The sequence below is a fragment of the Chryseobacterium binzhouense genome, assembly GCF_007474545.1.
GTDB classification, from domain to species: Bacteria; Bacteroidota; Bacteroidia; order Flavobacteriales; family Weeksellaceae; genus Chryseobacterium; species Chryseobacterium binzhouense.
This window is the reverse complement of record NZ_VKOG01000005.1, coordinates 54193-66321: the sequence shown is the minus strand read 5'-3', so window position 1 is coordinate 66321 and position 12129 is coordinate 54193. Positions and strand designations below refer to the sequence as shown.

The window sequence follows — 12129 nt, the reverse complement described above, 5'->3', positions numbered from 1 at the left end:
GTGTAACCTTTTTGTTTCTTCCAACGTATAATATAATGTAACTCTATTTTTGAGGAAATTAAATGAGACAATTAAAAATAACCAAGCAGGTTACCAACAGGGAAACCGCTTCATTAGACAAGTACTTGCAGGAAATTGGTAAAGTGGAACTGATTACAGCAGACGAAGAAGTAGATTTGGCACAGAGAATCCGTGCAGGTGACAGAGCCGCATTGGAAAAATTGATTAAAGCCAACCTTCGTTTCGTAGTTTCGGTATCCAAACAATACCAAAATCAGGGGCTTTCTCTTCCCGATCTGATCAACGAAGGGAATCTGGGATTGATGAAAGCTGCTAAAAGATATGACGAAACCAGAGGTTTTAAGTTTATTTCTTACGCAGTTTGGTGGATTCGTCAGTCGATTTTACAGGCATTGGCAGAACAGTCGAGAATTGTAAGATTACCGTTGAACAAGATTGGGTCTATCAATAAAATCAATAAAGCGTACGCACACCTTGAGCAGGAAAACGAAAGACCTCCTTCTCCTGAAGAATTGGCGGAAGTTTTGGATATGAGCGAAGAAGACATCAAAGAATCAATGAAAAACAGTGGTCGTCACCTTTCGATGGACGCACCGCTTGTAGAAGGTGAAGATTCTAACTTGTATGACGTACTTCGTTCGGGAGAATCTCCAAGCCCAGACAAAGATCTGATGCTGGAATCTCTTCAGATTGAAATTGAAAGAGCGTTGAATACTTTAACGCCGAGAGAAGCAGATCTAGTAAGATTGTATTTCGGACTGAACGGAAAACATCCAATGACTTTGGAAGAAATTGGTGAAACTTTTGACCTTACAAGAGAAAGAGTTCGTCAGATCAAAGAAAAAGCTATTAAAAGACTGAAGCACAATACCAGAAGTAAGATTTTGAAGTCTTATTTAGGTAAATAATTTTAGTTTTAAATATTATTAACGGAACTTGATTTTTTCAGGTTCCGTTTTTTTATACGACTTTTTCAGGAATTAATTGACCAGCGAAATGTATTTTTAATTAACAAAGTAAACCAAGTTAATACTTTGACAAATAGATGGAAAACAAAAACCGGTAGCTAATAAATATCTGCCGGTCTTTTTTATTTTCTATTTTTATTCTACTTCAGCTTGAAGTTAAGCGTTACATTAAAAAATCTACCCGTCAAACGAACCGGAACCGGATACATCATACTTGTATTGGCATCGGTGATCCATTGATTAGCAATTGTATTGTTGATATTGAAGGCATTAAAAACCTGAACCCCTAAACTGAGATCTTCAAACTTGCTTAATAACCCATACGATTGCTTTTTTTCTTTAGAATCTACAAAAACATACGAAAGTCCTAAATCTACCCTTTTGTAAGAAGGCAAAGTTTTCTGATACTGATAAGGATCTGTAAAAACCGGGGCTCCGTTGGGTAATCCCATAGCATATGTCAAAGTAAGATTGACACGCATTTGTGGGAATTTAGGCATATAATCCTGATAAAACATTGCAAATCTGAATCTTTGATCAGTAGGTCTTGATATATCTCCTCTTCCGTCGATGTTTTCAAAAACTCTTGCATAACTCGCAGACAGCCAAGAATCTACCCCCGGAACAAATTCTCCGAATAATCTTGTATCAATTCCGTAAGCATGACCTGAAGCGTTGTTTTGCCCTGAATACCGAATTCTTACGTTATCCATAAAATAAGGAATCAGATTGTCCATTTTTTTGTAATACAACTCCGTAGTAAGTTTGAATGGTCTGTCTTCAAACTCAAATTCAACTTCATTTGCCAGAATTGCCTGAATGGAACGCTGAGATTTTATATTGGGATTAAAACCACCGTTTAAGTCTTTAATTTCTCGGTAAAAAGGAGCCTGATAGTAAATTCCTCCCGAAAGTCTGAACCACGTTTCGGTATCCCAGTCGGGTTTAATGGCAAACTGAGCTCTTGGTGAAAAAATAGTTTCATTATTAAAACTCCAGTGTGCAACTCTTGCTCCGGCATTGATCAAAACACGGTTAGAACCCCAGAAAAACTTCTGAGAGTACTGCCCGTAAGCTGATAATCTTGTAGGCTGGATATGATTGCTTCCTGCAATGCTGTAAAACAGATCCAAATCTGAAGCATCCGGAAATCTCGGGTCATCGGGTGGTCTTGGAATACTGTAACCTGATGAATCTACCAATTTGTATTCGTTGGTAAGATCACGAAGATTTTCCTTCTCATATTTAAAACCTAATTCTATATCTGTATTTACATTTGGTGAAAATCGTGTCCTGAACTGCGTTCCGTATGTACGTACAAACAAATCGTTTCTAGCATGCTCAATTTGTCCGCCTACATCATAAGAAGTAATAGGGTTTCCTGTAACCGGATCATAGGTCTGTAAAACATAGCTGGAAGCAATTGTATAATATTCTCTCTCACGATTCTGATATGCAAAATTATCCAGCGTAAATCTCCATTTATCCGATGCCTTGAAATTGGCAGAAAAAGTTCCCATCATGTTTTTATACTGGTCATTTTCTCTACCGTTATAAAATACAGTAAGATTAAGAGGCTGATTGATAGAACCAAAATCTACACTTCTCTGTTTAGGAATCATTTCATAATCATTCTTAGAATAATATCCTATGAAGGAGAAGTTAAGCTTTTCGGTTGCGTGAAAATTCAGATAAGACTGAAAATCATAATAAGTGGGATTGAAATCTGTATCTTCATTTAAAGTATTCAGAACGAGATTGGTGTTTCTGTATCTTCCCGAAAATAAAGCGGTAAATTTCTTATTTCCGTTTCCGTTTTCTTTTCCTGAAGCAAAACCCGTCGTCAGTCTTCCGCCTATTAAACTTGCTTCTCCTGAAAGCTCAAACTTTTTCGGCTCGCGATAATAAACATTTAAGGCAGATGACATTTTATCACCATATCTTGGTTCAAAACCTCCGGCTGAAAAGTTGACCGTGGAAACCATATCTGGATTGATGATACTTAAGCCCTCCTGTTGTGAATTTCTGATCAGGAAAGGTCTGTAAATTTCAATATCATTAATGTAAATTAAGTTTTCGTCATAATTGCCTCCACGTACCATATACTGGGAAGAGAGCTCTGTATTTGAGTTTACCGAAGGAAGTGTTTTAAGCAAACTTTCCACTCCGCCCGAAATGCTGGAAACATTTTTGGCATCTTTTCCTGAAATACTTACGGCTGTAATATCATTGGTGCGTCCTGTACCTCTTTTCTGGAAAACAACTTCCTCAATTTGCGTAGTTCTTGTTGTTGTATCTCTTTTTCTGTTTTGTGAGAAAAACAGCATCGGAACCATTAAGCTCAGTGGTAAAACTAGTTTTTTCAAGCGGAATTTTTTAGAATTTCTAAAATTAAGTATTTTTTAACAATTATAATATAGATTCTCTTACTCTTGTCAGTTTTTGTAATAAATCTTCCAATAAATCTAATCTTAACATATTGGCTCCGTCAGAAAGAGCAGTTTCGGGAGTCGGATGTGTTTCAATGAAGATTCCGTCTGCTCCCACAACAATTCCTGCTTTAGCGACTGTTTCAATCAAATCCGGTCTTCCTCCTGTTACTCCTGAACTTTGATTGGGCTGTTGTAGAGAATGGGTGACATCCAGAATAACCGGAGCATAGTTTCTCATGGTAGGTATTCCTCTGTAATCAACAATTAAATCGGTATACCCGAAAGAATTTCCTCTTTCAATAATGGCAACCTTATCATTGTCTGAATCGGTTACTTTTTCTACTGCAAATTTCATGGATTCGGGAGAAAGAAACTGTCCTTTTTTCAAGGTAACACACTTTCCAGTTTTTGCAGCAGCTACCAAAAGATCTGTCTGACGAACCAAAAACGCAGGTATTTGCAATACATCAACATATTGAGCTGCTAAAGCTGCATGTTCATTTTCATGAATATCTGTAGTTGTAGGAATGTTGAAAGTCTCTCCTACTTTCTTAAGAATTTCCAGAGACTTTTCTTCTCCGATTGTAGTAAAAGAGTCAACTCTGCTTCGATTGGCTTTTTTAAAACTTCCTTTAAAAATATAAGGAATATTATATTTATTTGTCAGCTCAATTACTTTTTCAGCAATTCTTAATGCCATATTTTCACCTTCAATAATGCAGGGACCGGCAATGAGAAAAAAGTTTTTTGAATCTTTGTGGTGTATGTTTTCTAAATGTTGAATCATTGAATCTTACTTTTTTTTTCTTTTATTATACTTTCGAGTTGATCTATATTTCTTTGATAACGATTTATGTTTGGTTGAGTCTTCAATTCCTTCAGCCATTTCTCAGCAATAATAAAATTGTTATTGTGAGCACTTAGAGCTACAAGATTAATCATTGATTCAATTTTGTTCGCTTCATTTTTATAAGAAGAACTATTTTTAGCAATGAAAGTATCAGCTTCTTTAAGCTTATTTTGATGTACTAAACTATAAATGTATTCTTTAAAGATAAAATCATTGGTTTTTTTATTTTTAACTGCCTCGTCACAAACCGTTTCAGCTTTTGCAAATTTACCCATTGCATTGTAAGAAAAAGCGAGTTCAAAATACAATGATTCTGTTTTAAAATTATTTTTATGCAATTCTAAAAGCTTTGGTAAAGCTATTTGTGGGAAATTAGCGCCATTCATTATACTGGCTCTCTTCAAAATTTTCTCGTTTTCCGGTTTTGTGCTTAAATAATTTTTTAACCATTCTGGCTTGATGGGTAAATTAAATTGTTTCAACATTTCATTTGAAATAATTGCACTTTTAAAACCTAAATTTTCAATTCTTACTTTCATAGAAGAATTCTTAGCATCTTCTCTTTCTTTAAATTTTAATATCCCTTCCTCTTCATGAAGATCTCCTATATAATCTAACGTGTAACCTGCAGTTTCATCAAAATACATGAATCCCAGATTATAGCTTTTGTCTCCTTCTTTTACAGGTAATACGATGTAATGATTCTCTGTATCTGGAACTATTGTTTCAAATTTTAAGTCTGAAAATTTTTGGCTATATACAATCAAGTTTGACAGTATAAGTGAACTGATTATTATTTTTTTCATAATTGTATTTTTAAAACTTTTTTATAATTTTTTCAAATGTATTCAAATTTCTGCTCGTAAACTGATCTTTTAAACTTTTTTTGCCTAAAATTTTTCCAAAGCCTGAATCCACTGTATTTCCTTTTGGAACCTGCCAGTAAAATATATTGTTGACAATTTCACCTTCTTCACCCTCAGCTTTTACAGCTTCCTGAAATTCTTTCATTAAAATATTTTCTATATTCTTATTTCCTACAAATGCATATTTATGAAAACCAACTTTATCACTAAACGGATTTGCTTTCCAAATATTCTCTGTTTCTTTTTCAGTTTTAAGAAATAAGAAAGCTTCATAATTAAAATATTCAGACATTGATTTTTCAAGGATCCTTTTTAGTTCTTCCATTTTTTCATCAGAACTGAAAATAATGTTTCCTGAAGCCAAAACCGAGATCACATTTTCCGTTCCGGCATCTTGAAAAACTTTGCAGACATCTGCCATTTTCATATTGGTTCCTTTTACATTGACGCCGCGGAGAAAAGCACAGTATTTCATGAGGTTGATTTGAGAATTTTAAGGTTTTAGTGTTTTAGTGTTGGTTAAAAATATATATAAAGTTGTAAACTTCCATCATCAATCATCTAACATCTAACATCTAACATCTAACATCTAACAAAATTACTTCTTAATTCTTTCATATAAATTATAATCTGTGCCCGAAGGTTTTAGTTTATAAATTTTTTCTAAAACACGATTTTCACTTTCCATGTGATTTTTAATTCTGAATTCTTTGAGTAATTTATATTCTGATTTGTAATAATCGGCATTTTTCCCTTCGAAAAGATCTTTATTAGAAAGAAGATATTTCGGCTTTCTGTTTTTAACGCTATTAAGCCAATAATTAGGTTTGTCTTTTTTGATTTCTTCCTGAATTTGTTTGTCCACCAATCCTACTTCGTCAATGGTTTTTAGACCTGAAAAATATGGAACATAGCCGGCAGGTTCAAGCAAAATCCATTGGTTTTTGTCTTTTTCATATTGATTCAGAAACAATCCGATAGATCTTCTGTAGTTCCATTCACCATTTCCTGTTGCTATAGAATGTATACTCTGAAACGCTGTCATTGGCAGAATATAAAAGATCAAAAGCGATGCAAGCCAAAGATTTTTTTTAGTTTTCTGTTCTAAAACAAAAACAAAAACAGGAACGAAAAGTAATAGCTGCGGAACCCAATAATACCAGTCAAAAAGGCTCTTCTGAGAAAGAAAGATGATTTGTTTTGTCCATGCAAAAAGGAAAATGATCCATAGAAAATAGTTTCTTTTATCTTGTTGACGGATAAGATAAATAAAGCATAAAATCTCAAAAACAGCAATAATAATGGTTACCGGATTGAAATCTGAAGGCATCTTTAGCATTCCCCAGAAATTCCCGTAATTAAGTCTGAAATATTCTAAATTCTGCTGAAAAGTAAACGTTCGGTCATATGCCAGTTTTTTGGCGACAATCGTATTATTAACCCATTCTCCAAAATAAAACCAATTGAAACAGATACATACGGCAACGCCAACAATTCCTCCTAGAATATAATTCCATCTTATTTTTTTGTTCCAGAAAATATCTGTTAAAAAAATAATTCCAAGAAAAATCACGGTATCTATTCTGGTAAATAATATCAGGCTTGGAAATACAAGTAAAGCCCACTTTTTTTCTTTTTTAAAGCCGTAATATAATAAAGCCATTTCAAGAAAAAACAGGATTCCATACTCCATTCCAAGAATAGAAATCTTAATAGAAGGTGGTAAAATACCAAACAAAATAATGAAAACCGCTTTATGCCAATTGTTTTTGAATAAAAGATGCGAAAGCAGCACGCTTCCTATGGAAAACAAAATACTGTTGAAAGCCAAAAGAGGAATAATGAAGTTTTCTTTGCCAAAAATCACATTGAATATGTAGGAAACAAAAACATACAGATGCGTTGTAGATGCCGAAATTTTAGTCTCACCGTTAAAACCAATTACGCCATAATCCAGCAAATTTTGAGCAACTCTCCAGGTGATGAAGGCATCTTCCTGAATATGGTGGGTAAGAAAAAAAACAAATTTGATCAGTATGGCAAAAATGACAGCATAAATCGGGAGTTTTGTGTATTGTGTTTCAGACATTGCGCTTTTTTAGATGCACAAAGATAATTTTAAATTTTATGAATATCAACATAAAAAAACGGAACCGAAGTTCCGTTTTTCTAATATGTTTATTGTGTTGCCTTAATGATTGCTGTGGTAATCTGATCTTCTTTTTCTTTGGCATAAGTAGAATCATACGGTTCCATAACATCAAATAAGTATTGATAATAAGGTGTAATTTTCTGTACATTTTCAGATTCTTTTATCGCTTTTTCTTTACCCATTTGCTGCAGATCTTTAATGAATACATTAAATTTCTGATCAATAGGCTCAATAGACTTCACCAAGTAAGCGTAAGCTTTATCTTTTTTACCTATTTTCTGATAAGCATCCGTAACAGAAGTAACGACTAAAGAATATTCCATAGGCTTCGATTTCATGGCTCTTCCCATATATCTTTGTTCGCTTGGGCTTAACGAAAGATAATAATCATATTCAGAAAAGATACCTTTTTTAAGTATTTCAGCTAGTTTTAATCCTTTTTCTTCCTGTCCGGAAACAATATATCCATACACCATAGAGCTTAAAGATCTAGGATCATTATATTTTTCGGCAGGAATTTCCCTTGAAGCCAAATCTAAAATTTCTACTGCTTTTGCTTTTTGTCCGGCTAAAGCCAAGGCTGCGGCGGCTCTGCTTGCAGAACTTCTGTAGCTCATAATATTAGATGTTGCAGTCTCGTCAAAATGTACATTCAGATTTTTGAAATTACCCCATCTGAAATTTTTCACAACATTATAAAGTGAGTTGACATCTACCCTTCCCATTTCGCCATCGCTGCTTCTTGGTGTATAGATCGGAATAAAACGATAGCTGAAGCCATCAAACTGAAGATAGTCATCCAGATAGAAAATATTTTCACTGTCATAAACTCCACCTGAAGAGAAATTGATAGGTCTTTTCCAGTCGAAGTTGGCTAAAAGATCAAACATCATCAGATTGTTTTTATACAATGTGCCGGCTTTGTAGTCAACAATGATCTGGTCTGCAGCCTTGTTTGCTTCCGAAGCACTGATGATCCCTGCTTTTACAGCATTTGCTTTGTTAACAGGAATTACAAATTTATTAACCGGAAGAAAATTATATTTTTCGTAACGTTCTTCACCATAAATCATTTTCAGGACTTCATCCTTTTCAGGCGATTTCATTTTAATAAAATCTACCGCTTCCTTTACCGTCATAGAATCCTGTACAAGATATTTCTGGAATGGTTTGATGATTTCTTCAGGAGCACCAGACTGTTGAAGGTTTTCAAGAATATTTTTCCAATCATTCTTTTTCATCAGATAAATCTGGTCATTTACTCCGTCTCTGTAATCTTCATGGGTAAGCTGGCTCGGTATTCCTTCTGCATTGTAAGTTTTTCTTTTCACCTGATCAATATTCCAGGGAGTGGAAAGAAGGGTAAAATTAACTACTTTCACATCATCTCTGAATCTTTCAGTTTCCTGCATTGCCCAAACCGGATATGTATCATTATCACCGTATACAAATAATATATCATTCTTCGGCAACGATTTTAGTACCGAATAAGAGTAATCATACGCTGTGTATCTTTCGCTTCTGTCATGAGAGGTATAATTCTGAAAGCCCATCATCAAAGGAATTCCTAATAGAACAATACCAAATCCGATATTGGCTGCATTTGATTTTACCTTTGATTGTAAATACCAAAGAATTGCTCCTGCTCCCAGACCAATCCATATTGCAAAAGCATAGAATGAGCCTACCATTGCGTAATCTCTTTCTCTCGGCTCAAAAGGTTTTACACCAGTATAGAAGATAATTCCGACACTTGTAAGGACAAACAATGATAATATTGCATAAAATCTTCCGAAATCTCTGCTAAACTGAAAGTAGCATCCCAAAATTCCTAAAATAAGAGGTAAAAAGAAAAAAGCTACAGTACTGTCATTTTTATATTTGGCAGGCATTGCATCCTGATTCCCAAGTCTTGCATCATCAATAAAAGAGATTCCGGAGATCCAGTTTCCTCTTAAATCGTCTGTAGAACCTTCCAGATCATTTTGCCTTCCGGCGAAATTCCATAAAAGATATCTTAAGAAATAATAACCATTCTGAAATGTAATGAAATAATCCATATTCTGCATCAAAGAAGGTTTCTGAACTTTAATAAGGTTGTATGGTCTTACTTTCAGATAATCTGCTGCGGTAATATCACCATCATTATACTTTGCTTTCAGTTCACTGAAAATTTCCTGAGCTTCAGGGCTGTCTGCAACATCTTCATTGTCATAATTAAATGTAAAATCAGGAGCTCCGTACATGGAAATGTAATTATTCATTACGTCTTTATCATCATTAAACATTCTCGGCATAAGACTCACATGAGACTTATCGAAAACGTAATTGAAACGCTCACTGGTTTTTATATATCTTCCTGTTTTCTCGTCTTTTTCATAAACATCACCTTTCTTAGTTGTTTTGAAACTTCCGTCTTCATTCTTCTGAATTCCGTTGGCATCTAAAAATGCGGTGTAGTTTTGTCCGTAAATTGTTGGCCAGTCACCGTATTGCTCTCTGTTGTAATAATCAAGCATCCCGATGGCAGTATCAGGATCATTAAGGTTCATCGGCGGATTTGCATTAGCCCTGATCGGAATAACCATCCAGCAAGAAAAACCAATAATCATATAAACTACGGATAAAGCAATGGTCTGATAAATATTTCTTTTCGCTTTTTTTGCGTATTTAATCATTAAATAGCAAAGCCCGATCATAATGATAAATCCAACAATTGTTCCTGAATGGAATGGCAGACTCAAGCCATTTACGAAGAAGATTTCAAGTCTTCCGAACAAGGTCATGATGATAGGGAAAATAAGTTTAAATACAATAATTAAAATTCCCAAAGTAATGGTATTAGCCCAAAGAAAGTTCATCCAAGTGAACTTATAATTTCTGGCATAATAAACGAGACAAACGGCAGGAATAGCCAACATACACATCATGTGAACACCTACAGAAAGCCCAAGAATAAAGAAAATTAAAATAATCCATCTTTCACTGTCTTTCTCAAGATATTCATTTTCCCATTTGGTAATCAGCCATACAAGCAATGCAATAAACATGGATGCCATAGAATAAACTTCACCTTCTACCGCAGAAAACCAAAAAGTATCTGAAAATGTGAAACATAAAGAACCGATAACACCGGCAAAAAGTATGGCAATTTCCTGATGTCTGGTAATTTCTTCAAAATCTTTATTCAATAGTCTTCGCACAAAATGAGTGATCGTCCAGAATAAAAATAAAATGGTAAGTGCACTGAATAAAGCTGACATTCCATTAATGACAACAGAGTAATTTTCGCCTTGTCCAAAAGCAAAAATAGCAGCAACAGCTCCTATAATCTGAAATAATGCAGCGCCCGGAGCATGTGTTACTTCCAGTTTTACTGCTGAAGAAATATATTCACCACAGTCCCAAAAACTAAAATTGGGTTCTATGGTTGATAAGTACGTGAAAAATGCAATAACGAAAATCACCCATCCGAGAATGGTATTCCATTGCCTAAAAGTCCAGTTTTTCATAGTATAAAATCAATGATGCGAAAATAAGGTTTTTAGATTAGTTTATCTTCATTTTAACAAATTTTAAAAAATACGGCGCAATTTTTGTCTGTTTCGCATTGCTGTAAGCAGAAATAAATTACATTTTTGCATATCGACAAACTTATAATTGAGTAAAAGTTTAAATAGTATTTATTTTTTTGTATTTTTGCCGACAGATTTTTATTGAAAAATAACAAATAATGAGTAATGTTTACGATAATATTCTTGGCTTAATCGGGAGCACGCCTTTGGTAAAACTAAATACCGTTACAAAAGACATACCTGCAACTGTTTATGCTAAGTTAGAATCATATAATCCTGGACATTCCACAAAAGATAGAATCGCACTTCATATCATAGAAAACGCTGAAAAAAAAGGTTTATTAAAGGAAGATTCTGTGGTAGTAGAAACCACTTCCGGAAATACAGGTTTTTCCATCGCCATGGTTTGTATTATTAAAGGTTACAAATGTATTCTGGCAGTGAGTGATAAAACTAAGCCTGAGAAAATTGCTTACCTTAAAGCTTTAGGAGCAAAAGTTTATGTATGTCCTGCGAATGTTCCTGCGAATGACCCGAGATCTTATTATGAGGTAGCAAAAAGAATTGCTGCTGAAACTCCAAATTCTATTTACATCAACCAATACTTTAATGAGCTGAATGTTGATGCACATTATCAGACCACTGGTCCTGAATTGTGGGAGCAGACTCAGGGAAAAATAACCCATCTTTTTGCATGCACAGGAACTGGAGGAACACTTTCCGGATCTGCCAAATTTTTAAAAGAAAAAAATCCTGATATAAAGATTATAGGGGTAGATGCAGACGGATCTATTCTTAAAAGTTATCATGAAACCGGGGAAATACATAAAGAAGATGTACATCCTTATCAGATCGAAGGGATGGGAAAAAATTTAATTCCTTCTGCTCTTCTTTTTGATAAAGTAGATCATTTTGTGAGAGTGAATGATGAGATGTCTGCCTACAGAACCAGAGAAATTGCTTTAAAAGAAGCCATCATGGGCGGATATACTACAGGAGCCGTAACTCAGGCATTGATTCAATATGCTAATTCATACCAATTTACTGAGAACGATTTTGTAGTATTGATCTATCCGGATCATGGTTCCAGATATATTACAAAGGTTTACAGCGATAAATGGATGGAAGAGCAGGGCTTCATTAATAACTGTTTTCACAATTATGAAGAAGTCTTCAAGACAGAAATTATCAAATAAAAATTTTAAACTGATAAAAAGTAAGCCTTTTTTGTAATTCACAAAAGGCTTTTTTACTTAAAAACTACA

Annotated in this window: 8 protein-coding genes; 2 read left to right on the top strand and 6 right to left on the bottom strand. The window is 34.3% G+C overall.

Annotated features, from left to right (window positions below):
* Window positions 1-62 precede the first annotated feature (62 nt).
* Window positions 63-929: a sigma-70 family RNA polymerase sigma factor gene (locus FNE73_RS13060; RefSeq protein WP_027385416.1), complete on the top strand. Its 867-nt coding sequence runs from the start codon at window positions 63-65 to the stop codon at window positions 927-929.
* Between the two features lie 200 nt (window positions 930-1129).
* Here the strand turns inward: FNE73_RS13060 and FNE73_RS13055 are convergent, their stop codons facing one another.
* The 6 genes from FNE73_RS13055 to FNE73_RS13030 all read right to left on the bottom strand — a co-directional run bounded on the left by FNE73_RS13055 (window position 1130) and on the right by FNE73_RS13030 (window position 10801).
* On the bottom strand, window positions 1130-3355 hold the full coding sequence (locus tag FNE73_RS13055; protein ID WP_143885023.1) for a TonB-dependent receptor plug domain-containing protein: 2226 nt from the start codon (window positions 3353-3355) through the stop codon (window positions 1130-1132).
* Window positions 3356-3398: 43 nt separating this feature from the next.
* Window positions 3399-4208 carry a 3-deoxy-8-phosphooctulonate synthase gene (gene kdsA / locus FNE73_RS13050; RefSeq protein ID WP_143885022.1) on the bottom strand — a complete coding sequence of 270 codons (810 nt, stop codon included), beginning with the start codon at window positions 4206-4208 and terminating at the stop codon, window positions 3399-3401.
* Window positions 4205-5077 carry a tetratricopeptide repeat protein gene (locus FNE73_RS13045; protein WP_143885021.1) on the bottom strand — a complete coding sequence of 291 codons (873 nt, stop codon included), beginning with the start codon at window positions 5075-5077 and terminating at the stop codon, window positions 4205-4207. Before FNE73_RS13045 ends, kdsA begins: the two co-directional genes overlap by 4 nt.
* Window positions 5078-5087: 10 nt before the next feature.
* On the bottom strand, window positions 5088-5612 hold the full coding sequence (locus tag FNE73_RS13040; protein ID WP_143885020.1) for a DUF1697 domain-containing protein: 525 nt from the start codon (window positions 5610-5612) through the stop codon (window positions 5088-5090).
* A 123-nt stretch (window positions 5613-5735) separates the two neighbouring features.
* Window positions 5736-7226 carry a hypothetical protein gene (locus tag FNE73_RS13035; protein WP_143885019.1) on the bottom strand — a complete coding sequence of 497 codons (1491 nt, stop codon included), beginning with the start codon at window positions 7224-7226 and terminating at the stop codon, window positions 5736-5738.
* A gap of 89 nt (window positions 7227-7315) precedes the next feature.
* On the bottom strand, window positions 7316-10801 hold the full coding sequence (locus tag FNE73_RS13030) for a glycosyltransferase family 117 protein (protein ID WP_143885018.1): 3486 nt from the start codon (window positions 10799-10801) through the stop codon (window positions 7316-7318).
* 221 nt (window positions 10802-11022) lie between these two features.
* Between FNE73_RS13030 and FNE73_RS13025 the strand changes: the two genes are divergently transcribed.
* On the top strand, window positions 11023-12060 hold the full coding sequence (locus FNE73_RS13025) for a PLP-dependent cysteine synthase family protein (protein ID WP_089743779.1): 1038 nt from the start codon (window positions 11023-11025) through the stop codon (window positions 12058-12060).
* The last annotated feature ends 69 nt before the right edge of the window (window positions 12061-12129 follow it).

Excerpts from the sequence above, each read along its gene's own strand:
- kdsA (WP_143885022.1), bottom strand. The coding sequence starts at position 4,208 with ATGATTCAACATTTAGAAAACATACACCACAAAGATTCAAAAAACTTT.
- FNE73_RS13025 (WP_089743779.1), top strand. The coding sequence starts at position 11,023 with ATGAGTAATGTTTACGATAATATTCTTGGCTTAATCGGGAGCACGCCT.
- FNE73_RS13045 (WP_143885021.1), bottom strand. The coding sequence starts at position 5,077 with ATGAAAAAAATAATAATCAGTTCACTTATACTGTCAAACTTGATTGTA.
- FNE73_RS13060 (WP_027385416.1), top strand. The coding sequence starts at position 63 with ATGAGACAATTAAAAATAACCAAGCAGGTTACCAACAGGGAAACCGCT.
- FNE73_RS13030 (WP_143885018.1), bottom strand. The coding sequence starts at position 10,801 with ATGAAAAACTGGACTTTTAGGCAATGGAATACCATTCTCGGATGGGTG.
- FNE73_RS13040 (WP_143885020.1), bottom strand. The coding sequence starts at position 5,612 with ATGAAATACTGTGCTTTTCTCCGCGGCGTCAATGTAAAAGGAACCAAT.
- FNE73_RS13035 (WP_143885019.1), bottom strand. The coding sequence starts at position 7,226 with ATGTCTGAAACACAATACACAAAACTCCCGATTTATGCTGTCATTTTT.